Annotated in this window: 32 protein-coding genes; 17 read left to right on the top strand and 15 right to left on the bottom strand. The window is 25.8% G+C overall.

Going from position 1 to position 24,127, the window contains the following annotated elements; translation table 11 throughout:
- Positions 1 to 525 precede the first annotated feature (525 nt).
- A complete protein-coding gene (locus ACRCYC_RS01090; RefSeq protein ID WP_438617338.1) occupies positions 526 to 1,665 on the bottom strand; it encodes a replication initiation protein in 1,140 nt (379 codons plus the stop codon).
- A 545-nt stretch (positions 1,666 to 2,210) separates the two neighbouring features.
- Between ACRCYC_RS01090 and ACRCYC_RS01085 the strand changes: the two genes are divergently transcribed.
- The 3 genes from ACRCYC_RS01085 (at position 2,211) to ACRCYC_RS01075 (ending at position 3,287) form a co-directional block, all read left to right on the top strand.
- On the top strand, positions 2,211 to 2,510 hold the full coding sequence (locus tag ACRCYC_RS01085; RefSeq protein ID WP_438617336.1) for a hypothetical protein: 300 nt from the start codon (positions 2,211 to 2,213) through the stop codon (positions 2,508 to 2,510).
- Positions 2,511 to 2,516: 6 nt separating this feature from the next.
- Positions 2,517 to 2,720 carry a helix-turn-helix transcriptional regulator gene (locus tag ACRCYC_RS01080; protein ID WP_438617335.1) on the top strand — a complete coding sequence of 68 codons (204 nt, stop codon included), beginning with the start codon at positions 2,517 to 2,519 and terminating at the stop codon, positions 2,718 to 2,720.
- A 144-nt stretch (positions 2,721 to 2,864) separates the two neighbouring features.
- On the top strand, positions 2,865 to 3,287 hold the full coding sequence (locus tag ACRCYC_RS01075; protein ID WP_438617334.1) for a VOC family protein: 423 nt from the start codon (positions 2,865 to 2,867) through the stop codon (positions 3,285 to 3,287).
- A 154-nt stretch (positions 3,288 to 3,441) separates the two neighbouring features.
- Here the strand turns inward: ACRCYC_RS01075 and ACRCYC_RS01070 are convergent, their stop codons facing one another.
- The 3 genes from ACRCYC_RS01070 to ACRCYC_RS01060 all read right to left on the bottom strand — a co-directional run bounded on the left by ACRCYC_RS01070 (position 3,442) and on the right by ACRCYC_RS01060 (position 5,655).
- The gene (locus tag ACRCYC_RS01070; RefSeq protein WP_438617333.1) at positions 3,442 to 4,800 is read right to left on the bottom strand and encodes a DUF4179 domain-containing protein; all 1,359 of its coding nucleotides are present in this window, start codon (positions 4,798 to 4,800) and stop codon (positions 3,442 to 3,444) included.
- On the bottom strand, positions 4,800 to 5,369 hold the full coding sequence (locus tag ACRCYC_RS01065) for a sigma-70 family RNA polymerase sigma factor (RefSeq protein WP_438617332.1): 570 nt from the start codon (positions 5,367 to 5,369) through the stop codon (positions 4,800 to 4,802). Before ACRCYC_RS01065 ends, ACRCYC_RS01070 begins: the two co-directional genes overlap by 1 nt.
- A 100-nt stretch (positions 5,370 to 5,469) precedes the next feature.
- Positions 5,470 to 5,655: a hypothetical protein gene (locus ACRCYC_RS01060; protein WP_438617331.1), complete on the bottom strand. Its 186-nt coding sequence runs from the start codon at positions 5,653 to 5,655 to the stop codon at positions 5,470 to 5,472.
- A 389-nt stretch (positions 5,656 to 6,044) separates the two neighbouring features.
- On the opposite strand from ACRCYC_RS01060, the gene ACRCYC_RS01055 reads away from it, so the two are divergent.
- Entirely contained in the window at positions 6,045 to 6,845 is an 801-nt protein-coding gene (locus tag ACRCYC_RS01055) for a class I SAM-dependent methyltransferase (protein ID WP_438617330.1), read from the top strand.
- Between the two features lie 202 nt (positions 6,846 to 7,047).
- On the opposite strand, the gene ACRCYC_RS01050 is transcribed toward ACRCYC_RS01055, so the two are convergent.
- Positions 7,048 to 8,082, bottom strand: coding sequence for a S66 family peptidase (locus tag ACRCYC_RS01050; protein WP_438617329.1), 1,035 nt, complete (start codon positions 8,080 to 8,082; stop codon positions 7,048 to 7,050).
- Between the two features lie 222 nt (positions 8,083 to 8,304).
- On the opposite strand from ACRCYC_RS01050, the gene ACRCYC_RS01045 reads away from it, so the two are divergent.
- The 4 genes from ACRCYC_RS01045 to ACRCYC_RS01030 all read left to right on the top strand — a co-directional run bounded on the left by ACRCYC_RS01045 (position 8,305) and on the right by ACRCYC_RS01030 (position 10,915).
- Positions 8,305 to 8,832: an NUDIX hydrolase gene (locus ACRCYC_RS01045; RefSeq protein ID WP_438617328.1), complete on the top strand. Its 528-nt coding sequence runs from the start codon at positions 8,305 to 8,307 to the stop codon at positions 8,830 to 8,832.
- Between the two features lie 21 nt (positions 8,833 to 8,853).
- On the top strand, positions 8,854 to 9,480 hold the full coding sequence (locus ACRCYC_RS01040; protein ID WP_438617327.1) for a GNAT family N-acetyltransferase: 627 nt from the start codon (positions 8,854 to 8,856) through the stop codon (positions 9,478 to 9,480).
- 158 nt (positions 9,481 to 9,638) lie between these two features.
- Positions 9,639 to 10,193: a hypothetical protein gene (locus ACRCYC_RS01035; RefSeq protein ID WP_438617326.1), complete on the top strand. Its 555-nt coding sequence runs from the start codon at positions 9,639 to 9,641 to the stop codon at positions 10,191 to 10,193.
- A gap of 257 nt (positions 10,194 to 10,450) precedes the next feature.
- Complete coding sequence (locus ACRCYC_RS01030) at positions 10,451 to 10,915, top strand: GNAT family N-acetyltransferase (RefSeq protein ID WP_438617325.1); 465 nt, start codon at positions 10,451 to 10,453, stop codon at positions 10,913 to 10,915.
- Positions 10,916 to 11,111: 196 nt separating this feature from the next.
- Here the strand turns inward: ACRCYC_RS01030 and ACRCYC_RS01025 are convergent, their stop codons facing one another.
- The 3 genes from ACRCYC_RS01025 to ACRCYC_RS01015 all read right to left on the bottom strand — a co-directional run bounded on the left by ACRCYC_RS01025 (position 11,112) and on the right by ACRCYC_RS01015 (position 12,910).
- A complete protein-coding gene (locus ACRCYC_RS01025; RefSeq protein WP_438617324.1) occupies positions 11,112 to 11,645 on the bottom strand; it encodes a 2'-5' RNA ligase family protein in 534 nt (177 codons plus the stop codon).
- A 556-nt stretch (positions 11,646 to 12,201) separates the two neighbouring features.
- Positions 12,202 to 12,402 carry a hypothetical protein gene (locus tag ACRCYC_RS01020; RefSeq protein WP_438617340.1) on the bottom strand — a complete coding sequence of 67 codons (201 nt, stop codon included), beginning with the start codon at positions 12,400 to 12,402 and terminating at the stop codon, positions 12,202 to 12,204.
- Between the two features lie 238 nt (positions 12,403 to 12,640).
- Positions 12,641 to 12,910, bottom strand: coding sequence for a hypothetical protein (locus ACRCYC_RS01015; protein ID WP_438617322.1), 270 nt, complete (start codon positions 12,908 to 12,910; stop codon positions 12,641 to 12,643).
- Between the two features lie 152 nt (positions 12,911 to 13,062).
- Between ACRCYC_RS01015 and ACRCYC_RS01010 the strand changes: the two genes are divergently transcribed.
- A complete protein-coding gene (locus ACRCYC_RS01010) occupies positions 13,063 to 13,236 on the top strand; it encodes a hypothetical protein (RefSeq protein ID WP_438617321.1) in 174 nt (57 codons plus the stop codon).
- A gap of 302 nt (positions 13,237 to 13,538) precedes the next feature.
- On the opposite strand, the gene ACRCYC_RS01005 is transcribed toward ACRCYC_RS01010, so the two are convergent.
- The 4 genes from ACRCYC_RS01005 to ACRCYC_RS00990 all read right to left on the bottom strand — a co-directional run bounded on the left by ACRCYC_RS01005 (position 13,539) and on the right by ACRCYC_RS00990 (position 15,124).
- Positions 13,539 to 13,988, bottom strand: a complete 450-nt coding sequence (locus ACRCYC_RS01005) for a hypothetical protein (RefSeq protein ID WP_438617319.1) — start codon at positions 13,986 to 13,988, stop codon at positions 13,539 to 13,541.
- 73 nt (positions 13,989 to 14,061) lie between these two features.
- Entirely contained in the window at positions 14,062 to 14,343 is a 282-nt protein-coding gene (locus tag ACRCYC_RS01000; protein WP_438617318.1) for a metallophosphoesterase, read from the bottom strand.
- An 87-nt stretch (positions 14,344 to 14,430) separates the two neighbouring features.
- Positions 14,431 to 14,715 carry a hypothetical protein gene (locus ACRCYC_RS00995; protein ID WP_438617316.1) on the bottom strand — a complete coding sequence of 95 codons (285 nt, stop codon included), beginning with the start codon at positions 14,713 to 14,715 and terminating at the stop codon, positions 14,431 to 14,433.
- A 49-nt stretch (positions 14,716 to 14,764) separates the two neighbouring features.
- On the bottom strand, positions 14,765 to 15,124 hold the full coding sequence (locus ACRCYC_RS00990; RefSeq protein WP_438617315.1) for a DUF1413 domain-containing protein: 360 nt from the start codon (positions 15,122 to 15,124) through the stop codon (positions 14,765 to 14,767).
- Positions 15,125 to 15,498: 374 nt separating this feature from the next.
- Between ACRCYC_RS00990 and ACRCYC_RS00985 the strand changes: the two genes are divergently transcribed.
- The gene (locus ACRCYC_RS00985; RefSeq protein ID WP_438617313.1) at positions 15,499 to 15,684 is read left to right on the top strand and encodes a hypothetical protein; all 186 of its coding nucleotides are present in this window, start codon (positions 15,499 to 15,501) and stop codon (positions 15,682 to 15,684) included.
- Positions 15,685 to 16,037: 353 nt separating this feature from the next.
- Here ACRCYC_RS00985 and ACRCYC_RS00980 read toward each other — a convergent pair whose 3' ends face one another.
- Positions 16,038 to 17,411, bottom strand: a complete 1,374-nt coding sequence (locus ACRCYC_RS00980) for a bifunctional metallophosphatase/5'-nucleotidase (protein ID WP_438617312.1) — start codon at positions 17,409 to 17,411, stop codon at positions 16,038 to 16,040.
- A gap of 495 nt (positions 17,412 to 17,906) precedes the next feature.
- Between ACRCYC_RS00980 and ACRCYC_RS00975 the strand changes: the two genes are divergently transcribed.
- The 5 genes from ACRCYC_RS00975 (at position 17,907) to ACRCYC_RS00955 (ending at position 21,767) form a co-directional block, all read left to right on the top strand.
- Positions 17,907 to 19,133: an MFS transporter gene (locus ACRCYC_RS00975; protein WP_438617310.1), complete on the top strand. Its 1,227-nt coding sequence runs from the start codon at positions 17,907 to 17,909 to the stop codon at positions 19,131 to 19,133.
- Positions 19,134 to 19,865: 732 nt separating this feature from the next.
- Positions 19,866 to 20,237, top strand: coding sequence for a hypothetical protein (locus ACRCYC_RS00970; RefSeq protein ID WP_438617309.1), 372 nt, complete (start codon positions 19,866 to 19,868; stop codon positions 20,235 to 20,237).
- A gap of 20 nt (positions 20,238 to 20,257) precedes the next feature.
- Positions 20,258 to 20,596 (top strand): hypothetical protein, encoded by a 339-nt coding sequence (locus ACRCYC_RS00965; RefSeq protein ID WP_438617308.1) that lies wholly within the window; start codon positions 20,258 to 20,260, stop codon positions 20,594 to 20,596.
- Between the two features lie 572 nt (positions 20,597 to 21,168).
- Positions 21,169 to 21,387 (top strand): hypothetical protein, encoded by a 219-nt coding sequence (locus ACRCYC_RS00960; RefSeq protein ID WP_438617307.1) that lies wholly within the window; start codon positions 21,169 to 21,171, stop codon positions 21,385 to 21,387.
- 239 nt (positions 21,388 to 21,626) lie between these two features.
- Positions 21,627 to 21,767 (top strand): hypothetical protein, encoded by a 141-nt coding sequence (locus ACRCYC_RS00955; protein WP_438617306.1) that lies wholly within the window; start codon positions 21,627 to 21,629, stop codon positions 21,765 to 21,767.
- 219 nt (positions 21,768 to 21,986) lie between these two features.
- On the opposite strand, the gene ACRCYC_RS00950 is transcribed toward ACRCYC_RS00955, so the two are convergent.
- Together ACRCYC_RS00950 and ACRCYC_RS00945 are read right to left on the bottom strand one after the other, a co-directional pair.
- Entirely contained in the window at positions 21,987 to 22,247 is a 261-nt protein-coding gene (locus ACRCYC_RS00950; protein ID WP_438617305.1) for a hypothetical protein, read from the bottom strand.
- 56 nt (positions 22,248 to 22,303) lie between these two features.
- Entirely contained in the window at positions 22,304 to 23,374 is a 1,071-nt protein-coding gene (locus ACRCYC_RS00945) for a replication initiation protein (RefSeq protein ID WP_438617304.1), read from the bottom strand.
- 377 nt (positions 23,375 to 23,751) lie between these two features.
- Here ACRCYC_RS00945 and ACRCYC_RS00940 point away from each other — a divergent pair, with 377 nt between their 5' ends.
- Positions 23,752 to 23,991 (top strand): DUF1659 domain-containing protein, encoded by a 240-nt coding sequence (locus ACRCYC_RS00940; protein WP_438617303.1) that lies wholly within the window; start codon positions 23,752 to 23,754, stop codon positions 23,989 to 23,991.
- A 22-nt stretch (positions 23,992 to 24,013) separates the two neighbouring features.
- Positions 24,014 to 24,127 (top strand): DUF2922 family protein (locus ACRCYC_RS00935; protein WP_438617339.1); only part of this gene is annotated, 114 nt, incomplete at its 3' end.

Here is a 24,127-nt window from a genome sequence, read left to right as displayed (position 1 = left end):
ATAAAAATGGAAGGAATCTTTAAATTTTCGTTTTTATTTATTTTATGTAAAGTTAATGACCTTAGAATCTTAATAAATGGATTTTAAGGTCATTTTTTCTATAGCTCTTTAGACAAAGTTTTTAAAGATAGTGATTTATCTGTATAAAATGTATTTAAATTATACAAAACCAACATATAAGTTATATCATTACTTTATACTAACTCATATATAGCAATACATATGAATTTATCTAATTTAAACATTATATAATATGTGAAATATTTATATATTTCACTACGAAATTCACTTATATTATACTATTAAATTTTCTTAATATCATAGTCTGTTTAAATATATTTAACATGTATTATTTACTTTAATTATAGGGATTTGAGTGTATTGAATGAATATAAAATATATAAATGACCAAGATTTTTTAAAATATAATTGGAAAAAAATCTTAAATTAATCTTAAATTACTTACTTAAAATAAATACACAAAATAGCCCCTACATTACCTGCATAGGCTATTTTACTTGGTTTCTACCAATATTTTTCTAGTTCTTTTTTATATTTTAAATCCTTTTGTTCCTCTAATTTATACTCCTTAATCTTATTATCTAAAGTTGTCTTGAAAAACTTATACGAAGTAGCTTTTATAGTTTCCACATCATCTCTATCAAGAGTGATCATGATAGCCTCATCAAAGGCTCTTTCCATATATTCATTTTTAAAATCAATTACCTTAAAATCCTTTTTAAAACTTCTCAAAGTTCCCCTAGTAAATACAGATTCATCAGGAACAAACACATCTGTATTAGATTGAATAGTTTCATTTGTTTCACATTTTACATATAAATTCTCTTCTTCATCTATACTAACTGCACACTCTTTTAGCTCACTTGCTTTAGATACATCATTAACGAAATTATCCTTAGTAAAATACTTTCTTTTATCCAAATCCTTAACTATAAAGTCGATAGAATCAACCTTTCTACCAATCTTATTTTCTTTAATATCTATATTAAAATACCCAGTATCATTAAGCTCTTTTATCGCTGGAAGTATAACTCTTCGCTTAAAATCACCATATAAATTATACTTTTTATCTATTTGTAGCAACTCTTTCAATTCTTCAACCTCATAATTTATAACTTGCTTAGTACCACTCCAAACTCTTAGTAAGTCATACAACCTTTGAGCATAATAGTTGTTCATTCCTAATTTGACTATTAAATTAATTGGTGTGTGTCCTTCTCTTTTGTTATAGTAATTCTGAATTAAAGAATATATCTCTTCCGTAGCTTTTACCGTAAATACATCTCTATCTTCATCATAAATAGACCCATTTATAAGACCGAATCTATGCCATTTATACTTATTCTTATCTTGTATCTTTTCAGCTATTAAAATCTCCTTAATTCTAAGAGATTCTAACAAATCACTTACTCCCTTTATAGTTCTATCTTTTTCTTTTCCTATTAAATTTCTAAACTCATCTCTGTGTACCTCACAACTTAAAATACCTTCTTTTTCTTTTTGAAATTTATATAATAAAAGCTCAAACACTCTATTTTGAACCAATGTTAAATTATATTTAGCTTTAACCAGTGCGTTGTGCTTCATCAACACTTTTATATCTTCATCCGTTCCAAATTGTTTTATTAACTCTTCTTTGTTCATTTTTCACCTCTTATATTTTGTTCATATGATAGATAGTACTATAAAAAATTAAATATGACAATTATTCATTAAGTTGTCATATTTAGACTTCCTAAATGTCATATTAAATTTCCCAAGTGTCATATTTAGTTTCCTATATGTCATAGTTACACTTCCCAAGTGTCATAATATACTTCCCTTTTGTCATAGTTTACTTCCCAAATGTCATATTTAAAGAACTCAATCCAAGTAATACCAGCAGTTACAGATATGTCTAAATACTATTAAATACTATTAAATACTTTTTTAAATACTAGTAAAGACTAGTAAAGGTCTTTTTCTGATCTAAACTACACTATAAAATAAAATATAACTCATAAAAAATATTATTATGTAATTTTAATAATTTAAATCACATTGTCTTAAGTATTCCCGATATCGTAAATTATAGACTTAATCAAAAGTTATTATATCTGTTTTAAACTTTAGTCATAATATAAATAGAGGTGTGATATATATGTAATATAAAGATATAAATATATCACGTTAACAAGGGGGAGTTAGTTATGAAAAAGTCAAATAAGTTTTCATTGCTATTTGCATTCTTTGCAGAGTTTTCACATATTTGGTGGAGTAAGCTAGGATATTATGAAGATGAACGATTAATTGCCAATAAGCATAGAGCAGGAACTATAGCACTTTACACTGGACTTGTTATAGTATTTGTATCAACTTTTGCAATTAGACTATATACAGTAGATTTATTTATAATTTATAAATTACAAATTTTGACTATAGCTCTTAGTTTTGCATTTGCAATGAATCTGTGGGCATTTTTAACTTATAAATTTGATATGGGGAATTAAATAATTATGACAAAGTTTATTAGTAATTTAAAAAAATATCGTCAATTTAATGAATTAACTCAAGAAGAATTAGCTAATAAGGTTAATGTTAGAAGAGAAACTATAGCTAGATTAGAAAATGCTAAATATAATCCTTCTCTTGAATTAGCTGTTAGAATTTCAAAAGAATTAAATACTCCTATTCAAGAATTATTCATATTTGAAATTTAAAAATATAAAAAAATATAAAATCATCAAGTCTTAAAATTTCACCTTAGGAAATAGTTAGATTTTAAATTCATATATAAACTATTCTACTATTTAATCATGATATAATTGTATTAATAAGCAAAATTATGTAGAGGTGATAAAATAATGATACAATCTATTGTCTATATTTCTTTAGTTGTTAATGACTATGATGAGGCTATTAGCTTTTATACTAAGAAACTTAAGTTTAATTTGATAGAGGATACATACCAACCAGAGCAAGATAAGCGTTGGGTTGTAATTTCCCCGCCTGGGTCAAATGGAACTTTAATACTACTTGCAAGGGCATCGAAAGAAGAACAAATTTCTTTTATAGGAAACCAAACAGGTGGTAGAGTATTCTTATTTCTTGGTACAGATGATTTTTGGAGAGACTACAATGACATGTTATTAAAAGGTATAGAATTTGTTAGGGAACCAAAAGAGCAAGATTATGGAACTGTTGCAGTATTTAAAGATTTATATGGAAACTTATGGGATTTAGTTCAATTTAGAGAAAATCATCCAATGTTTAAGCGAGTAAAGTAGCGTAAGCATATTTTTTTAAAATATAGTATTTAGAAACTTAATGCCCTTAAAATCGAAATAAATCGATTTTAAGGGCATTTTACGATAACTCTTTAAATAAGTTTTTTAGGGAACAGTATTTTAAGCATATTTAAATATTTTACTTCTATAGGGCTTATTTGTTCAACTCTATCTTTATGGCTTTATCTTTTAATAACCTCTCATCATTAATATAAGAAACAGAAATTTTGCTTATACTTTTTATCTTTTCCTCATTATGTTTATATCCATTATAATCAATAGTTCCAGTATATTTTCCAGTTTTTCTATCAACGTATGTATCTTTAACTCCACCAAAATCTACTTCATTTCCATCTTTATCGAAATAATCTAAGCAAACTTCATGGTCTACAAGTCCTTCTTTATAATAAGTATATTCTATTTTATCACCTGTTGCCTTGAAACTGTCTATCTTTATTTTTCCAACTTCACTTGTTTTAAATGTTAAAGGAAGATTATTTATGCTCTTTGGTTCAGATATTTCATATTCTGCAAAACGTATATGTTTTGTCGGGATAACTTGTAAATATTTTGTATTCCTATCTGCACCTATAAACTCAAATGAGTTTGTTGCAATTCCAGTTTTTTCATCTGGACCATAACTTACATCATCTATTACATTTAGAATTTTACCTTTATCATCCATAAGTACAAATCCAGCTAGAAGTTCATTTTCTTCATTTGATTTATTTGAATCCTTTAATTCACTAGTTTGAAGAAGTATCTTATTTCCTAATGGAGAAATTATAACTTCTTTTATATCATAATTAGTTTCTCCTATTGTAAATTTCTTATTAACCTTATAAGTGTGACTATCTACGTTAGTTTTAGATTTATCTAAAATAGTAGTTATATTCCAGTTACCATCTGTATCAAAAATATTATTTATCTTTAACTCTACCTTATCATTTGCTTTTATATCTATACCACTCATATCAAATCTATAAATACCTTCTAATTTATCACTTCCTACATACTTAGATTCTGATTCTGGATTACTGTATGAATCGAATCTTTTTCCATTTATGAATAAATCAATAGATGGATGCGCAAATAAAGGATTTTCATTTACCTTATAATTTTCCTTTATATTTTTATCTGTTTTTATAGTATAAAAGACCGTCATACAACTCTTATCATAAGATATGCTATTTACTTTAAATTCTATATCCTTATCTTTAACAGATAAATTTAAACTATTAGAAGTCTTCTCTAGTTCACGTTTATCACCTTTAAACCTAGAATTTGTATTGTTATCAAAATATTTCACTATATTTTTCACTATAGGTATAGAATCTGCTAGTGAAGGATTTATAACACCCATCACTCCACCTCCAACAACTAATGTTGTTATTGATGCAAGCATTACATTTTTGTACTTTCTTAAATTCTTTTGCTTTCTTGCTTTTGATATAGCATTATTAGTTATAGAGTCTATGTTATCTGGAATTTTTATTTCATCATATTTACTCATTATAATTCCTCCTTCAATAAATCATGTAATTTTTTCTTTCCTCGCCTTATATATGACTTTACTGTATTTTCATTGCAATCCATTATTTTAGATATTTGACTTACTGTTAAATCCTGAAAATATTGTAGTATTATAGGTGTCTTATACTTTTCCTCTAATACATCTATTGCATCATATAAATCTATTTTTTCCTCTATACTTGAATATTCTATTTCACCTATGTAATCTTCTACTTCAACATCTTTAAACCTATTTACGTGTCTATTTTTCACATGTACATTATTTATAAGTATTCTCGTTATCCAAGTTTTAAAATAACTTGAATCTTTGAGTTTATCTATATTTAAATAGGCCTTATACACTGTTTCTTGATAAATATCCAATGCATCGTGCTCATTTTTTGTATAAATAAATGCCATTTTATAAAGGTATTCTTTATATATATTTATAAGCTCTTCAAAAGCTTTATCTGAACCTTTTTTAGCTGCACTTATTAAATCTATTTCTTCTGTTAATTTACTTTTTTTACTAAAAAGCCTCACTCTTTTTAGTACTATATTTTCTGTCATATTGTCCTCCCTATAATCATGATTACGTATATTAGATTCAGTAGATATTCATTTAGTTGCATATTTTTTACAATTTTTTTAGTTTATATTGAATATTTAACTACAAAAAACTAAAAAAGCTATTCTTAAATGTGAGAATAGCTTTATATTTTCCATTTTTCAACTTACCTTCAACAGTTTTAAATACAACCTTTTCTGATATTATGTATTTGATATATATTATATCATCTAGTGAGTCTTTCTTTTTACCATGAAAATCTATATAACTATACTTATAACCATTCATATTAAATATATATTCATTATAAATTTAATAATAAAATTAAAGCCCGCAGTTCCTAAAAAATGGCACTACCGGCTTTTTTACAACTCATCAAAAATTGCATCAGTTTCAATCCCTTGTAATATATACACTTACTCATATTTTAACAATAAGTATAAACTTTTACAGCTTAATAGGCTTTATTTCTTAATTAGTTATATATTTAAGCTATTAATGCTCTTAAAATAGAACTAAATAGATTTTAAGGTGATTTTTACTAGTACCATTTAAACAAGTTTTTAAGAACTAGTTATTTTAAATTATGTTTATTGATCTTCTGTTAAACAAATCAAATAGTGTTATACTAATATAAAAAATATTTTGAAAGTTAAAGTTGTAGGGGGGATTGGGTTATGGATATTTCTGTGGAAGTAAAAAAATACTATTCAGATTATGATGAAGATAGTAGATTAGTTAAAGATAAGGCTCATAGCGTTGAGTTTCTAACAACAACAAGGTACCTTGATAAGTTCATAAAATCTAATCATAAAATTTTAGAAGTTGGTGCGGCAACAGGTAGATATTCATTTAATTATGCAAAAAAAGGTTGTGATGTAACTGCATTAGAATTATGTGAAAAGCATGTAGAGATAATGAAGGAAAAGTCTTTAAAAAATTCAATAGAAATAAATCCTATTCAAGGAAATGCGCTAGATTTAGGTGAATTTAAAGATAACTCTTTTGATATAGTTTTATGCTTAGGACCTATATACCATCTTACATCAGAATATGATAGAAATAAATGTATCGAGGAATGCTCAAGAGTATTAAAATCAAATGGTATTTTAGCTATAGCTTATGCAAATCAATTGGCTCAGTTAGTGAAAATGGTTAATAGGGACAAAGATTTTATTAATGACACTGGATTAGAAAGAATAGTTGAAAAAGGTTGTGAATTTGGAGATGAGAATGACTTTTTCTACTTCTCTAATTTTAAAGAAATCGAAAATCTAATGAAATCTAATAATTTCGATAAATTGCATCATCTAGGAACTGATGGTTTATCTGATATGTTAAGAAGTATAGTAAATCAATTTAATGATGATGAATTTAAAAAGTGGCTAAATTATCACTTTAAATCTTGCGAAGATGAAAGTATTATAGGATATAGTATGCATGGATTATACATCGGTAAAAAACCAACTATTCAATAATATAAATTAACACCCTTAAAATTGAAATAAATGGATTTTAAGGGCTTTTTTATAAGCATCCACTTCTTCTCCATCTCCAGATATTGTATTAGGTATATAACCATAATTAAGTGTGTATATATGGTCATACTCTGAGTGTTTGCGTCCCAAAGGTCTATCTATTATATCTTAACCATATCCAAAATTCCACTTTAAAGACTAGTTAAAATACTCCTGATTCTAAAATTGTAAATGATAAATTTTCACAATTAATCTCTGCATTACATCCATAAGGGATAATAAACATAGGTGCAGTATGACCAAAATTTAGATTATAAAGTATTGGTATATCTAAGTTTAATTCATCCCTAATAACTTTTAAAATTACATCCTTATATTCTTCATAGTATTTATTTGAGTATGGTTTACCAAATATAATCCCATTAATCGAATTTAAAATTCCTAGAGACCCATAGTTTCTTAACCAATACTCTATATATTTAGGCTCTGGAATATCTTCTGATGTTTCAAAAAATAAAATTGAATTTTCCCATACCTCTTTTAATGGCCAAATGTCTGTACCCTTAGCCATTTCTAAAACTTCAATACATCCACCTATTAAATTTCCAGTTACGATGCCCTGTCCTTGAAGCAATTCATATCCATTATTTTCATTCATTTTTCTTTGTGTATATTTATTAGTTTCAATCCACGGTATATACTCACTAGTCCATTTATCAGAAGAATAAATTTTGCCTATTGTGTCATTCTTAAATAAAACTTTATCAATCCAGTTAAATGTATATTCATGCATCTTGACATTTTCAGCAAATTCTCCTAGTATTGATGGTCCATAAAAACTTGATAAACCTGCTTTTAAGCATATTAAGTGAGTTATTGTTGTATCAGAATATCCCATAAATATTTTAGGATTCTCTTTAATGACTTTAAAATCTATATACGGTAGAATCCTAATACTTTCATCTCCACCAATACAAGAGAATATCGCTTTAATTGATTTATCTTTAAAGGCATTCATTAAATCTTCAGCTCTTTTCTTAGGGTTTTCATATATGAATTGGCTTCCTTTAAGTGTATAATCCATTTCTATAACATTTAATCCAAAATCTTTTTCTAATCTTTCTTTTCCTAAGTTATATCTCCATAAAATATCTTTATCTCCTGCACCGCCCCATGATAAACTTACAGTTGCAACATTATCTCCTATGTTTAGAGCCTTAGGTTTTGTTAATTTCATAAAGCATACCATTCCCCTCATTTTAATTTATAATAAATAGTATTAGATTTTATACAAAATAACTACAATAATTTAATTAGTTCTAAAATTTCACATTAAACAAGTTTTTAGGGAATAACATTTTTAAGAATGATCATTAAAACAGCTGTTTTAGTGTAAAATTGCTAAATAAATATTATTTTAATATTATATAGATAAATAGAAATTTATGGGGGTGTATTAATGGAAATGATTGATATTTATAACGAATTAGGTCAAAAATGTGGTAAGACTGAGGAAAAATACGAGACTCATAGAAAAGGACTTATTCATAAAGGGGTATGTGTATGGATTGTTAATTCTAATGATGAGATATTACTACAAACTCGAAATAGTCAAGTTATGTTCCCAAATATGATGGATATTTCGTTTTCAGGGCATATACAAGCTGGTGAAACATCTTTAGAAGCAGCTATACGAGAAGGAAAAGAAGAACTTGGCATTGATTTAGAAATAGATAAACTCCAATATCTCTTTTCGTGTCGAGAGTATGGAGAGGTTGATGGATATTTTGAAAATGAAATAGATGACGTGTTCCTTTATAGAACTGATATTCTTTTAGATGATTATTATTTCTACGATAATGAAGTGAAAGAGGTATCGTATGTTTCACTTGAGAAATTCAAGATAATGGTAGAAACACATTCCCCTATGCTTATGCCTTACAAAACACATTATATTTTTTTACTAACAGCCTTGGGTAGGTGGTAAATATATTTAGGAGGATATTAAATGTCAATTAAATTGTTAAAGTTAGATAAACGATATGTAAATGATGTAGGGGACTTATTGGCAGATTCGTTTATTGACAATCCTTTAATGCTATATTTTTTTCCTGACGAATCCATAAGAAAAAAAATACTACCTAACATGTACAGAAGTGTTGCTAATATAACAATGACTATTGGAACTGTTTATGCAACATCCGAAAATCTTGAAGGTGTGATAGGTGTTATAGATAATAGGAAAAGATTATTTAATTTAAATATGATGAGAGCTATTGTAAAATCATTATTTATAAATTTACCAGCTTTAAAGTATATTTCTTTAATTGATATTATAAAAAAATCTAAAAATATCTCTATGGATAATTACCCTAATAATATAGATAAATGCTTTTATATAGAAATGGTTGCTGTTGACAGAAGATATAGAGGACAAAAATATATGAGTAAATTAATTAGATCTGTATTACAAGAGGCGAAAAATACTAATTTACATTGTATTTTACAAACTGAAACAGAAGAAAATGTTATGAAATATGAACATTTAGGGTTTAAATTATATAATAAGATTGAATCAATTCCAGAGGAACTTTATCATTATGTATTGATTTATAATCCTTATGATGATGTATAGTCTTATTAAATTCATATTTTAAAATGTCAAAAATAATAACTTTATTTAAAATTTGTGTTACATATTTTAGATAAGGTCTTTTTCCTACTATTCTTGGAATAAGTTTTTAAAACTAGTTTGATATAATAAACATATTAATTTAATTATAGGAGGAATTTATGAATAATATAATTTTAAATAAAGTTGCAAAAACTTTAAACAGTTCAGGTTGCCTTTGGGCAGTTGGCGGCTCTACTTTATTAAATCAGTATGGATTATTAAATGATCCAAAAGACATTGATATATTGATAGATCCAAAAGATGAAAACAGGATAAAATTATCGATGAACAAAATAGGAAATCTTATCGATATAAAGAAAAATGATGAATTTAAATCAAATAAATTTTTTAGATATGATATAAATGGAATTGTAGTTGAATTTATCGGTGGATTTAAAATATGCTTTGATGAAAATAAATTATATGAAGTAATTTTTGATGATAAATCAATAGTTTCTAGTATAAATAAAGATTGTGTAAAAATTAATCTTATGTCACTTGAAGATTGGTTTGTTATCTATAAAGTTATGAATGATCCAAAATGTAGACTCCCTTTGATAATGGAATATTTTAAAGATAATGGAGTAAAATATAAGTCTATTTTATATCGTAATCTAACATTACAAATTCCTATTGAAGTCAAAAATAGTATAGAATTATTATTAAATATATAACAATTAACACTCGCTAAAATTTAACCTTAAAGACTAGTTATGTATTTGAGATAAAGTTAAAGCCCTTTAAATCCAAATAAATGGATTTAAAGGGCTTTTTTACTAGTACCATTTAACCAAGTTTTTAGATAATAGTATTTTCAAAATAATTGCCACGAAAACATCTTTTATTGTGAACACACTTAAATTAAAAGTTCTGCTATGATTTAGTTAGAAAATGTTTCAAGATGAATGATAAAAATGCTAGGGGGAGAATTATGTTTGAGATTATAGAAATACATGATATTGAGGTTAAGTCTACCGTTACTGATTGTATATTAAGAAAACTTCCTGAGTGGTTTGGTATTGAAGAGGCTATAGTTGAATATGTAGAAGGTGTAAAAGATACTAAATTTTATGTAGCTTATGACTTAGAGAAACCTATTGGGTTTATAAGTATAAAGCATAATAATGAGTACACATCAGAAATATATGTCATAGGAGTATTAAAAGAATATCAAGGTAAGCATGTAGGAAAATCATTAGTTGAGATTGCTAATAGCACATTAGCCAATATGGGTAGTAAATTTCTTCAGGTTAAAACACTAGGCCCATCAAATCCAAATAAGTACTATGCAGATACAAGGAAGTTCTATCAAAGTGTCGGTTTTTACCCATTGGAAGAAATAAAAGAGCTTTGGGATGAAATAACTATATGTTTAATAATGATAAAAAATATTTAATTAAAAAATATTTATAAACTTTTAATGAACCGTTCAAAAAAACATATGATTTTATGTGTAGTTTTTTATATTAAAACAATAAGTCTTAAAATTTCCGTTTAAGGACTAGTTATGTATTTCGAATAAAGTTAATGCCCTTAAAATCCAAACAAATGGATTTTAAGGGCATTTTAACTAGTACTATTTAAACAAGTTTTTAGAGACTAGTTAAATTTATTTCCATTTCAATAATTGAATTATCATATTTATCAATATTTTCAACTGAAATTTTATTAACGATAGTATTGAATTTATTTTTGATATTTTTAATGCTTTCGTATGCTGATTCTAACTCTTCATTACTTTTAAAACATCCTAAAGTTATATGAGGTTTAAAATCTATATAATCCAACCATGACGGTTTGTATATTTCTAAAATTCCATTATATAGATTCTTATGAATTACTTTTAGTTTTTCTTCTCCATCTACTACATCTAAAAATAAATAATGCCCTGTATCATTTGAAACTTTAATTATATTTTGTAATGTTAATTCAAAAGGATTTGTATTACTTAATTCATAGATTATATGCTTTTGTAATTCCTGTGATGATATACAACTTTCAAATGGAAAAACTAATGTTATATGAGGTTGTACTTTTTCAAATAGTGGATCATATTGTTTTTTTATTTTGTTTATAATTTCAATATTATTAAATTTAGGAAATACCATTATGCATCTATTTTTCATAAAATCACCTCTCCCCTTTTAATCTTTATGTTATATATTTAATTAATAAAAGAAAAGCAAATTTTAAAACTCTCTTCTAAATTTAACTTTAAACACCTAACTAATACTCTTTAAACAAGTTTTTAGACGCACTCAATGCTGGATTTGATAGGCTATATTTATGTACTGATCATATAGGATATTACGAGCACTACGATTTCAACCACATAGGTACGGGGTATCACCCTTGGGGAGATGAATCTCGTATCTATGCAGCAGACTTATCTAAATAAATTTTTTTACAACCATAATTTTTAAAACTCACGATGCCGTGAAAAGTTAACCTATATTTATTATTCAATCTTTCACTTCACCGTGAGTTACGTATACCAATAACCCTAACCCTAACTATATCTATAAAAATAAATGATCAATTTAGTTTTTTAGTCTGGCATTATAGTTTATAGCGTTTCTTGAGCAACGTGCTGGCGAAACATTTAAACTATCTTCCTATTATTTATTCAATTAGACCTAAACCATAAATACACTAAATATTAAATGTATTTTTAAGAACTAGCTAAATATTTTTAAACACCTGTGGTTCATCTGCTATAAATTCAATTTTTCCGCATTCAACACAAACATAACAAGAAACACTACTTCTTTTTTCAAGCTCAAGAATCCCTTTTTTCTTATACCACAGATACGGCATTATTCCCGCCATTCCAGTACCAAAATTTACTTTCTTCATTTCAATTTTACATATTTTACATTCCATCAATTCTATTTCTCCTTATTAAAAATATATTTAATAGAATATCAAATATATAAATTCATTTTCAAAGTTTGGACTAAATCATATAATTTTTGAACTAAAATATAGCTAGCCTTAAAATTCCACTTTAAATACTAGTTACATATTTAGAACAAAGTTAATGCCATTAGAATCCCCCAAAATGGATTCTAATGGCATTTCTACTAGATATCTTTAACTAAGTTTTTTAATAATAGTTAATTTAAAATAATTCTTTTCTCTTATACAATTTATATCCAAGTATTATTATTGGAACTATAATTATATATCTAAATATCTCAACATAAATTGTATTGTTAATTTCTACTCCATTAATAGAAATCATACTATTTCTATTAAATATTCCATAAATACAAACTAGCAAAAATAATAGGTATTTTTTATGTTTTGATTTGTAATACTGTTTTGCAGAATATAAACCAAGTCCTAAAATCGTCAAGAACATTACAATATCACCTATTGAAAATTGCATCAATTTCACTCCCTTCTAAAAATATTTTACCCTTACTTAAAGTTTAGCAATAAATATAAGCTTTCACACCTAAATTTGATTTAGTCTTTGAATTTCTTTTTTAAGCCTAGATATAATATAGATAAATAGGAAGTTATGGGGGGGATATTAAGATGATGACCATATTAAGTATAGCAATGATAGTCTTGGGATTTTATTTTTTAATAATAGGGTCGTTGGTAATATTAAATATAATATCAGAAAGAAGATTTCTTATTTTAACGACTTTATTTTGTATTTTTAATATGTTTATAGACTTTAAAAATAAAAATCAAGCGAATAGTTAAAATAAATAAAAAGGTAAATTCCAATTTACTGAGTGGATTAAATGAACAATATTAATATATTGAAAATATAAAGGGATCAAATCAATAAGCTCCTATTTTTAGGTACAATTTATCAATACTAGAACAACAAGTATTAAAATTTCCGTTTAGGGGCTAGTTATATATCTCGAATAAAGTTAATGACCTTAGAATCTAAATAAATGGATTCTAAGGTCATTTTTACTAGCACTCTTTAAATAAGTTTTTAGATATTAGTTAATTTAGAGGTAGAGCTAGAATTCTGAATTTTCCTGATTCTATTTCTAATATTTTATTTGATTTATTTTATATTCAACAAATGAAACAATACCTTTTTCATCTATAATCTTTTCAAAACTAGAATATCTTTTTTTATCAGTATCATATTTTAGAATTGGAATATTGTTACTAATAATTGTTGCCCCATCTAAGTAGTAATGATTTTCTCCATCCCAAAATACTTTGTGGTAGTTTTCATCTCCTGATATTTCTGAAGTATGAGTATGCCCTGCAATAATATCTTTATAGAATTTACCTATTGTTGGGGGATATTTCCATATAAACATTTCATCAGATGTTTCAACATTCCAATAATGATTAACATCTTCATTTATACCTGCATGTACATAAATTTGTTCTTCAGTTTCATAGTAATAAGGCAATCCTTTAAGCCATGTAATCAAATTTTTATGTTTTACTTTTATTAACTCAGTTACATATTTGTATATCATCATACTTTTTAAAAGTCCATCAGACTCATTTTCAACTTTTAATATAATAACTTTATATTCATCTTCTGTTATATATTTATTTATTTATCTCTGAAACCTCTCCTATAGGATACATAGCATCTAAATCATCTAAAAACATATCTTCATGATTTCCTATCAATGGGATAACTTGATTAGGGAATTTTTCTGATAACTCTTTAATAAAATAAAGAGTCTCACAGCTTTTATCCCCTCTGTCAATATAATCCCCTAGTAATATTAGTTTATTGTTTTTTTCTTTTAAATCTACATTCTTTAAAGTACTTTTAAAAATATCCAGATGCCCATGTATATCACTCATTGCATAAATTAAAGACATAACAATCCTCTCTTTTTTTAAAATATTATATACATCTCGAAAAATATGTAATTAAATATGATTTTTAAAAAGTTCTATGTATTCATATTACTTTTCAGTTTTCCAAAGTTGTTTAAATCCAGCAATAGCTTTAATTAAGTAAGGATAAGTTACTCCTCTTTCTTCTTGATTTCCATCAAAATAGCGACTATCAAATTTTCTTTTTAGCCATATATGAATCTCTGAGTTTTGAGGAATTCTTTTCATGACTTCATCTAATTCTATTTGAGGAATCTCCTCATCTATTACTTTTCTAAATTCTTTTATATCAATTCTATCAAAATTTAATTTTATAAATTCTAGATAATCTTTATCATATATAAATTTTTGCATAAAAACGCTCCTTATATTTAATTATTTTTTAATATTTTTATTTTTATTTTTATTTTATTTTTCTATAAAAAGCTAAATTAGCACTATTTTTGCCTGCAAATTCAACGTTATCTATTTCTGTACTTTCTACTTTATTATAAAACAATCTTCCCATTGATAGCCTACTACGTTTAGAAAAATCAATCCATACGTCTCCAAATAAAGATGGTAAACTGAACTCTTCTGAAACATTTAGTTTGCTTATTTTTTCTCTTACCATATCTAGTGTAACGTTATGCTCTTGAGGGATAGGCAACTTAGATATAACGAAATCTGTAAGAGTCTGTCCACTTTCTTTTGCAAGTTCATTGATTTGATCATATTGATCTTTTGTAAGATTAACGCTTATTTTAAATTTTTTATTATTCATAGCTACCTCCTGTAAACATTCATTTGTTTTATTTTGTATTCCTATTAATAACGCTCTTATTAATAGGAGTGTTATTAATTATATTCTAACCTATTGATTTTAATAAGTCAATAGGTTAGAATACAATTAATAAATAAATTATTGTAGATACTAACTAATCTTAAAATTTTACTTTAATGACTAGTTATATATTTCGAACAAAGTTAATGACCTTAGAATAAAAAAATGGATTCTAAGGTCATTTTTACTAGTACTCTTTATACAAATTTTTAAAGTATTATTTAAACTTTCATATTTCACTTTTATGTAAAATTATTCCAATAATATGTTAAAATAAATTTGAGTTTATTAAATAATATCTGAGAGGTGAAATTATGGACATTTTATATACTCTAGGAAGTTTTACAAGTTTTTTAGGTGTAATTTTTCTATTAATTGGTTTTAAAAAGGACTTTATTCGTTTAAATTCAATTCAAAAAACAGGAATTATCTTAACTTTTATAGGAGTTGCAATTCCTTTTTTAATTAGTTTTGTTGATGGCTTTTTAGCAAGTGTATAATTCTACTTGTTAAAAAATCATTAATAAAACAACTAGCCTTAAAGTTTTACTTTAAGGCCAAGTTATGTATTTTGAATAAAGTTAATGCTCTTAGAATCCAAATAAATGGATTTTAAGGGCATTTTTACTATATATCTTTAAACAAGTTTTTAGGGAATAGTATTTTAATATAATCTCACCTATTCACTTCCATATATTTTCAAAAAGTAGAACAAAAGAAGTAATCAAAGATAAAAATTTTTTCTTTTTATAACTGTTAATCTCTTAAATGTAGTAAAGTTATTAGGCTAATATAATCTTACGATATGGTCAATTGAATATGCTTTTAGTTAGGTAGATCTGTTTGTGAAACACTACACTCTTATCCATCTATTAACAAAAGCATTTTTCAAATATTCATCCTTACCTAAATAATCCATAAGCACTATCTTTAAATACTCTGGTCTATATCTTTCATCTATATTATTTGATAAATCTTTGTAACCTGTTCCTCTTTGCAAATAATCTGATGTAGCAACGCTATAATACTTTTCAGACTCTAACTCTTCACCATTTATAATTATTTTTCCAATACTCTCTCCATCATGTTCAATTATACCACCTGAAATATGAAGTCTACCTAAAAAACTACCTCTAAAGCCAGAACCACGACCATCAAGATAACATGTTTGTGAATCTAAAGATTGTTGCAGTGCATTTTTTATGTACTTTCCTTGGATTTTCATATAAGTTGGATTTAATGGTGATGGACATATTTCAATTAATTTTTTTAATGATACATCACCTTTTACAACTCCACTATTCATAATACCGCTATTTATTAATCCAATATCTGAATCAAATATATCTTTAATTGCATCTGCTAATAAGTTTGTTATTGGATTTTCCTCTACAACATCATGCCACATATCTTTATTTATACTATATAAAGGTTTACTTAAATTAGCATTAGCTATTTTTTTACTATTTTCTATAATATCTAGTATACTTTTATCTTTTTCTATATTTTCAATATTTACATTTACGCCCTTGAAATTACTTACTTGCCCATCATAATCAAATTCTAATATACCTAAATGTTCTCCATAACAACCAGATATATGAATAGCAGTATTTTTCACTACCAATGGTTTTTCCATTAATTTATGAGTATGTCCACTAATTATAATATCTACTTCATCAATTGTATTGGCTATATCTTCATCTTCAATAAGACCCAAGTGTGAAAGTAATATACATACATCATATTTTCCTTTATTTTCACTTATTTCTTTTAATATTTCTTCTTTATAGTCTAAAGGATCCATATCAAATAAATTAAAGAAATCACCATAATCTGGTGATGTTCCTATAATTAAAAATCTAACTCTTGATTTATTAATTATAATACTTCTTTTTACCCCTCTTATACTTCGATGATTTTTATGAACTAAGTTGCACGATAGAAATGGTAAATTTGTATTGTTTGTCATAGCTTCTAATATTTCTAGTCCTGCAAATCCTTCATTATTTCCTATTGCAATAGCTTCATATCCCACTTCTAACAATAATTTTCCTCCAGCTATTCCTTTTGTTCCTTCAAGCATAATATCTTTAAAATCATGAAAATCCCCTGCATCTAGTATCAATGTGTTTTCATCTTTTAGCTCTTTTATTTTTGTACTTATTTTAGAAAAATTTTCAAAGTTACTATGAATATCATTAGTATGTAATATTTTAAATCTCATATGTTAACCTCCCATTTTTAAAAATTAGTAAATACAGTATATAAGTATTGCTTTAGTAGCCTAAGTTTACAAGTTCTCTAATACTATAAATTCTTATACTAATCAGATATTCTCTACTAAATGATTATTTTCCTTTACATAAATTTTATATCTATATGATATAAAAAGTACCCAATTGGTATTACTCACGTTGAACAAACATTGGTGTAATTTTGAAGAAAAAATGCAGATTACCCTTTAGAATGACCACGAAAACATAAGCTTAATTTAACAAGTCTTAAAATTTCCGTTTAGGTACTAGTTACATATTTCGAATAAAGTTAAAGCCCTTAAAATCTAAATAAATGGATTTTAAGGGTTTTTTTACTACTTCTCTTTAAACAAATTCTTAGGGAATAGTATTTTTCATAAACGATTATCAAAATAGAAATTTTTATTATTAGATTACTTTTTTTAACATAAAATTATATATAATTTGCACAAGGGGGGATGCGTTTGAAACTATGGAATAGAAACTTTTTTTTGTTATGGCAAGGTCAATTAGTATCTGTTTTTGGTGATGCATTGTATTCAATGGCTTTAGGCTTTTGGGTGTTACAAGAAACTGGTTCAACTACTATTATGGGGAGTATTATGGCTTTAGTTACAATACCTAGAATAATATTAGGTCCTATTGCAGGTGTTATAGTAGATCGATATGATAGGAAAAAGTTAATTATACTTGGAGATTTAATAAGAGGCTTCGGAATGTTATTCGTTGCTATATTAGCACTAAATGGATTATTAAAAATATGGATGGTAATGCTAATGGGTGTGCTACTTGGTATATGTTCATCTTTCTTTAATCCGTCAATACAATCTGTACTTCCAGAAATAGTACCCAATGATAAATTAGTTAAGGCAAACTCATCATATCAAATGGCAACGACAGGAGCAGATATAGTTGGTCTATCTATAGGTGGTTTTTTATATACACTTATCGGAGCACCTTTAATGTTTTTAATTAATTCAATATCATACCTATTTTCAGCATTTACTGAAGGTTTTATTAAAATCCCTAAAATAGAAAGAAAAAATTTAAATATAACTTTTAAAGAAGATTTTATGGAAGGCATAAAATTTATATTAACTTTTAAAGGTTTAGTTAGAAGTTTAATTATGGCTTTTTTTATAAATTTTTTATTTGGAATGATACGAGTTTTAATAATACCTTGGTTTTTATCTAACCCTTCTCTTGGAATGAGTAAGTATGGTATCTTAAATGGATTTCAAAGCTTAGGATTTTTAATAGGTACATTGGTATTATCATTCATAAATATTAAGTCAAATCATAAATATAGTGTTTATATTTTTTCAATAATAACCTTTGTATCACTTATAGGGTTTGGGGCATTTATCAATAACTTCATAATAATATTATTATGTTTTACTACTGCATTTGGATTTATGTTTGTATTTAATACACTTGCAAACTCAACTATAATGGAACTAACACCATCAGATAAAAGAGGTAAGGTTTTTGCCACTATAGGTACCTTAGCAATGGCTATTTCTCCTCTTGGAAATTTTGTTGGTGGTGTATTAGGTGAATTTATGAACCCTAGAACTGTTATTATAGGAGGCACAGTAATATCACTTATAGTTATATGTAGTATCGTTGTAAACCAAGATGTAAAAAAGTTTTTAAATTATGATATTGCAAACGAAAAAATGAATACTTAGATAATAACTATATATTAAAAAGCAACTAGACTTAAAGTTTCACTTTAAAGACTAGTTATGGATTTTAGATAAAGTTAAAGCCCTTAAAATCTAAATAAATGGATTTTAAGGGCTTTTTTACTACTAACCTTTAAACAAGTTTTTAAAGTATAATACATTAGTTTTTACATTTCACTCCCAAATAAACCCATCTTAATCCAATTTCGATACTTTTTATTTGAATTTTTATATAATTTGAACTAGTCTTTAAAAATTTAATAATTTGAATTTTATATCTAATTTCAAGAATATAAAAATTATATATATAGCTTTATTAGGTTAATAAGGACAAGACAAAATACATTTTAATCTGAAAATATACAAGACCCAAATGTTTTATATCAAAAAGGAGTTGAAAGTGGAGCTATAGATTCATCTGAGGTTAGTCAAGAAAATTGGCAAGATCAAGAAAAAGACCTTAGAAAAAATTACAACACTGCAATAGCACAAGGTATATTAAAAGATATTTCATATAATAAATGGTTAGAGTTAAATAATTATGGACAATTTCCAAAAATGAATTCAGAATTATTTGATGAAATCGTTATTAAACCTTCATCTAGAAGATAAAAAAGAAGTACTAGCAACAACATTCCTATATTATCAGGAGATATATTAATTACTAATTCAACAAGCTCTTATGGAGTAGCGGGTCATGCAGCTATAGCCAATGGAAATGGATATGTTTTAGATATGCCTGGATATGGTGATTTAAACGATAACAATAGACAGAGTTCAGCTAGTAATTGGTTAAGTTACTATAAAAAAGGTTGGATAAAAATCTATAGACTTAAAAATAGAGGTTTAGCAAGACAAATTGGACGTTATGCTGATAGACATTATTATTCAACTAATGGAAGTGCAACTAAAAACATTCATATTCCATATAGATTATCTCCACATTTATACGATATGAGTACTGCATATTGTTCAAAGCTCGTGTATTGTGCTTACTGGTATGGTTCAGGTTCATTACCTGTAATGAAGCGTACTTCAGGATATGTTACTCCTAGAGGATTAGTTGACTGTTTTACAAGCGCTTATATGCCTTCTCGTATAAGCTAATAATAATTAGGAGATATCATATGAATATAAATTTTATAAAATTCAGAAGAATAATATATGTAATAATTATTACCATAGTTATTTGCATAACTAGTTTTTATATTATTAGGCATAGAGCTTTTAATAATATTTATAAATATATACATGCTCAAAATTTAGATACTAAAATAGTCCAAATTAAAAAAGGATCCTATTTTTTAAAAAGTTTAGAAAGTGCAGACTTTTTTTTAGAGTGTAAAATTAAGGATAAACCAGAAAAAAATAAATATTATTTTTTATGTAATGGTATAAATAAAAAAGTAACTGTAATAGAAGTTTCTTCAGATGGTTTATTTAATAAAAATCCTGATTTAAAATAGGTGGAACAATGACATACGTGTAAAAATAGAACGCTTAATTTCGAACATATTGAAATAACTTGTCTATAGCGATTTTTTTATTTTTATAAATTCTATAAAATTTACATATAAATTAATGTTCGATTACTCAAATCTTAGAAGATTTGAGTAATCGATTATAGACTAGCGTTTAGAGATTAAATAAAGTTAAAGCCGTTAGAATCGAATTAAATGGATTTTAAGGGCTTTTTTACTAGTTATCTTTAAATGTGTTTTTTTGGTATAATACACTGTTTTTTTACATTTCACTCCCCAATAAACCTATCTTAATCCACCTTCAATACTTTTTATTTGAATTTTTATATAATTTTCACTAGTCTTTAAAAATTTAATAATGTATATATTATTAATCAAAAATACATATAATGGTTAATTCGAGGTAAATTAAATGAGAATTATAAATAGTATTAATATGCCAAAAATCAAACCTAATAATAAAAAACATCTTATAATAATTTTAATATTATTAGGTTTGATTTTTGGCAGTTTCTTTGTAATATTATGCATTTCTAAATATTTATAAATATTTAGAAATGCATAATATTACAAAAAATGAAATTATAAATGAAGATAAAAACTGGACTCTTTTATATGGAGGTGATGGAAGTTTTTTATTAAGTTGTAATATAAAAGGAAAACCTCAAAATAATATCTACGCCCTTTCCTGTAATGGAATAGATAACAAAGTAACTGTAACTATAACCTACTCAACTGGTGGTTTTAAAGAAAATGCAGATTTAGATAAAGATTAAAAAGGTAAGTATCCTTAAAATTTCCGTTTAAGGACTAGTTATGTATTTTGAATAAAGTTAATGCTCTTAGAATCCAAATAAATTGATTCTACGTGCATTTTTACTACTTCTCTTTAAACAAGTTTTTAAGGAACAGTTTGTATTATAAATATCTAAAAAACATCTATTTTAGTGTACATTTTGTTAATCTCTAAATTTTGATATAATATGGACAAATAGGAATTTGGAGGGGTAAAGATATGAAAAATAAAAATATAAGTTATACAGGATTAGGTATATGCTTAGGTACTGCTTTAGGTTTAGTATTTGATAATTTAGCTATCTACTTATCTATTGGTTTAGCTATTGGAGCAGGATTAGATAGTGGAAAAAATAAATAAAAGTAAATTCCAATTTACTGAATAGAATAAATGAACAATATTAAAATAACTAGCCTTAAAATTTAGGTTTAGGGTATAGTTAAAATAAAAAAGAGTGTATCTATTGAAATTACTACATTTCATCAGATACACTCTTTTTTATTTTTTATGTAATTGTTCAAACCTTATTTTCTAAAGTTTGGAATTTCCAACTTTTGTTAATTGTTTTTTTCAAACACTTTATTTTTTTAAGTATTTTATAGCTTTAGGGCAGTAAATACTTAAATATCCTGTGATAATAAATATATTGATTACCAAGAATAAAACCATTAATGCTCCTCCTAATTCTCCTAAACAAAAGGCACTTATGAAAAAGCATATAATCCATATTATTGTATTTGTAAAAACACCTCTCACTCTTAATAATTCACTTATTAAGAACATAAAAGGAGTTGCTCCTAATACCCCTACTATAAATCTAAACATTATTTTAATTTCCAATTTAATCCCTCATATCGTATAAATTAAACTTATCTAGTTTCACTTATACGTGAATTTTACCAATACATTTCAATATTTTTTTGATGCTCTATATCCTCTTTCTCCTCAATTTTACACTCAACAATCTTATTATCTAAAGTAACCTTGAAAAACTTGTATGACGTGGCTTTAATAGTCTCTACATCATCTCTATCAAGAGTTACCATAACTGCATCATTAAAGGCTTTTTCCATATATTTGTTTTTAAAATCAATTCCTTTAAAGTCTAATTTAAAACTTCTTAAAGTACCTTTGGTAAACAGTATTTCATCAGGAACAAAATACTCAAAATCACAGTCCTTTTGATTTTGGAATTCATCCAAAGGACTAAACTTAGCTTTAAATACTACCTCTTCTTTGTCATTACTAATAATATCATCCTTGGTAAAATACTTTCGCTTGTCCAAATCTTTTACAATAAAGTCTATAGACTCAATATTTCTACCTTTTTTATTTTCTTCATAACTTATTTCAAAATATCCAGTAGAGTTTAATTCATCTATTGCAGGTATTAGCACCCTTTTTCTTAGTTCTGAATACTTTGGGTACTTATTTTCTAAAATTAAAAGTTCCCTAAGCTCACTAACCTTATAATTAATACTATCCTTTGAACTGCTCCATAGCCTAAGCAACTCATAAAACCTTTGTGTATATGAATTCTTTAAGGTTAACCAAATATTTAAATTTACAGGAGTATATCCTTCTTTCAAGTAATCATGTAATAATATATAAATACGTTCAGATGCCTCTATTCTAAAAGTATCTGTTTTACTGAAATAATCCCAACCATTTATAAAACCATAAGAACTCCAGACGTAAGAACCATCATCTAGTAGAGTTTTTATATTTATCTCTTTTTTTCTTAATGTAGTTAACATATTCTTTATACCTTTTATAGATGAATCAGTTCGGCCTTTTATAAATCTTGATAGCTCTTCCCTTGTTATTTCACAGCTTAAAACTCCTTCATTTTTTATTTGTAGTTTATATAAAATATATATAAATGTTCTATTTTCATTCAATGTAATACTGTATCTAGATTTAACCAAGTTATTATGTTTCATTAAAATTTCTTGCTTTTCTTCCATGCCATCACTCTCCAAGCTAAATATATCATAATGTTTTAAAGTAGACAAATTTTCAAAGTTGTCTACCTATCGTACTAATTTGTCTACTTTCAACTACTACATCTAAGTTATACCAATACTTCCAGAATACCTAAATACTTTAAATGCTTTTAAATACTCTTTTTAAATACAGTAAAGACTAGTAAAGACCTGTTTTGTGTACTTTTCTATCCTATTTTAATATAAAAAATAAATTTCTAAATTATCGTATTTATATTTCCTAGAACAATAGTTCACAAAAATAATCCTCAAATATATTTTAGGACTTAACACTCTTAATCAAATACACTGTAATTAATCAATTGATTAAAAGTAAAAATTAAAAAGGGGGTTACACCATGCCAGATAATAGAATATCTACAGAAGTATCAGAAACAAAGAATTACTCAACATTAAAAATAAAATTTGATTGTGGGTTGGGGGACAATGGAAAAACGATAGTTAAATCAAGAAGTTACTCAAATGTAAAAGCTAGTGCTGCATCTCTTGATGTATTCAACGTAGCTGAAACACTAATATCACTACAACAACACGATAAACTATCAGTAGTAAAACAAGATAACACAGAGTTAAACTAATAAATTATAGGGGGAATAGAAAATGGGAGAATTAGAAACTAGATTAGTAATGACTTTCTCAAATACATTAGGCAGAAAAATAAGCTTATTTGTAACAGATCCAAGAGAAGATATAACTGAAACTGAAATAAAAGCT

The sequence above is a fragment of the Paraclostridium sp. genome (assembly GCF_051657365.1).
GTDB lineage: Bacteria > Bacillota > Clostridia > Peptostreptococcales > Peptostreptococcaceae > Paraclostridium.
This window is presented reverse-complemented; position numbering and strand designations above follow the sequence as displayed.

Bases quoted from the DNA above. Each gene is read 5' to 3' on its own strand.
- ACRCYC_RS01090 (WP_438617338.1), bottom strand. From the start codon at position 1,665: ATGAACAAAGAAGAGTTAATAAAACAATTTGGAACGGATGAAGATATA.
- ACRCYC_RS01085 (WP_438617336.1), top strand. From the start codon at position 2,211: ATGAAAAAGTCAAATAAGTTTTCATTGCTATTTGCATTCTTTGCAGAG.
- ACRCYC_RS01080 (WP_438617335.1), top strand. From the start codon at position 2,517: ATGACAAAGTTTATTAGTAATTTAAAAAAATATCGTCAATTTAATGAA.
- ACRCYC_RS01075 (WP_438617334.1), top strand. From the start codon at position 2,865: ATGATACAATCTATTGTCTATATTTCTTTAGTTGTTAATGACTATGAT.
- ACRCYC_RS01070 (WP_438617333.1), bottom strand. From the start codon at position 4,800: ATGAGTAAATATGATGAAATAAAAATTCCAGATAACATAGACTCTATA.
- ACRCYC_RS01065 (WP_438617332.1), bottom strand. From the start codon at position 5,369: ATGACAGAAAATATAGTACTAAAAAGAGTGAGGCTTTTTAGTAAAAAA.
- ACRCYC_RS01060 (WP_438617331.1), bottom strand. From the start codon at position 5,655: ATGAATGGTTATAAGTATAGTTATATAGATTTTCATGGTAAAAAGAAA.
- ACRCYC_RS01055 (WP_438617330.1), top strand. From the start codon at position 6,045: ATGGATATTTCTGTGGAAGTAAAAAAATACTATTCAGATTATGATGAA.
- ACRCYC_RS01050 (WP_438617329.1), bottom strand. From the start codon at position 8,082: ATGAAATTAACAAAACCTAAGGCTCTAAACATAGGAGATAATGTTGCA.
- ACRCYC_RS01045 (WP_438617328.1), top strand. From the start codon at position 8,305: ATGGAAATGATTGATATTTATAACGAATTAGGTCAAAAATGTGGTAAG.
- ACRCYC_RS01040 (WP_438617327.1), top strand. From the start codon at position 8,854: ATGTCAATTAAATTGTTAAAGTTAGATAAACGATATGTAAATGATGTA.
- ACRCYC_RS01035 (WP_438617326.1), top strand. From the start codon at position 9,639: ATGAATAATATAATTTTAAATAAAGTTGCAAAAACTTTAAACAGTTCA.
- ACRCYC_RS01030 (WP_438617325.1), top strand. From the start codon at position 10,451: ATGTTTGAGATTATAGAAATACATGATATTGAGGTTAAGTCTACCGTT.
- ACRCYC_RS01025 (WP_438617324.1), bottom strand. From the start codon at position 11,645: ATGAAAAATAGATGCATAATGGTATTTCCTAAATTTAATAATATTGAA.
- ACRCYC_RS01020 (WP_438617340.1), bottom strand. From the start codon at position 12,402: ATGGAATGTAAAATATGTAAAATTGAAATGAAGAAAGTAAATTTTGGT.
- ACRCYC_RS01015 (WP_438617322.1), bottom strand. From the start codon at position 12,910: ATGCAATTTTCAATAGGTGATATTGTAATGTTCTTGACGATTTTAGGA.
- ACRCYC_RS01010 (WP_438617321.1), top strand. From the start codon at position 13,063: ATGATGACCATATTAAGTATAGCAATGATAGTCTTGGGATTTTATTTT.
- ACRCYC_RS01005 (WP_438617319.1), bottom strand. From the start codon at position 13,988: ATGATGATATACAAATATGTAACTGAGTTAATAAAAGTAAAACATAAA.
- ACRCYC_RS01000 (WP_438617318.1), bottom strand. From the start codon at position 14,343: ATGTCTTTAATTTATGCAATGAGTGATATACATGGGCATCTGGATATT.
- ACRCYC_RS00995 (WP_438617316.1), bottom strand. From the start codon at position 14,715: ATGCAAAAATTTATATATGATAAAGATTATCTAGAATTTATAAAATTA.
- ACRCYC_RS00990 (WP_438617315.1), bottom strand. From the start codon at position 15,124: ATGAATAATAAAAAATTTAAAATAAGCGTTAATCTTACAAAAGATCAA.
- ACRCYC_RS00985 (WP_438617313.1), top strand. From the start codon at position 15,499: ATGGACATTTTATATACTCTAGGAAGTTTTACAAGTTTTTTAGGTGTA.
- ACRCYC_RS00980 (WP_438617312.1), bottom strand. From the start codon at position 17,411: ATGAGATTTAAAATATTACATACTAATGATATTCATAGTAACTTTGAA.
- ACRCYC_RS00970 (WP_438617309.1), top strand. From the start codon at position 19,866: ATGCCTGGATATGGTGATTTAAACGATAACAATAGACAGAGTTCAGCT.
- ACRCYC_RS00965 (WP_438617308.1), top strand. From the start codon at position 20,258: ATGAATATAAATTTTATAAAATTCAGAAGAATAATATATGTAATAATT.
- ACRCYC_RS00960 (WP_438617307.1), top strand. From the start codon at position 21,169: ATGCATAATATTACAAAAAATGAAATTATAAATGAAGATAAAAACTGG.
- ACRCYC_RS00955 (WP_438617306.1), top strand. From the start codon at position 21,627: ATGAAAAATAAAAATATAAGTTATACAGGATTAGGTATATGCTTAGGT.
- ACRCYC_RS00945 (WP_438617304.1), bottom strand. From the start codon at position 23,374: ATGGAAGAAAAGCAAGAAATTTTAATGAAACATAATAACTTGGTTAAA.
- ACRCYC_RS00940 (WP_438617303.1), top strand. From the start codon at position 23,752: ATGCCAGATAATAGAATATCTACAGAAGTATCAGAAACAAAGAATTAC.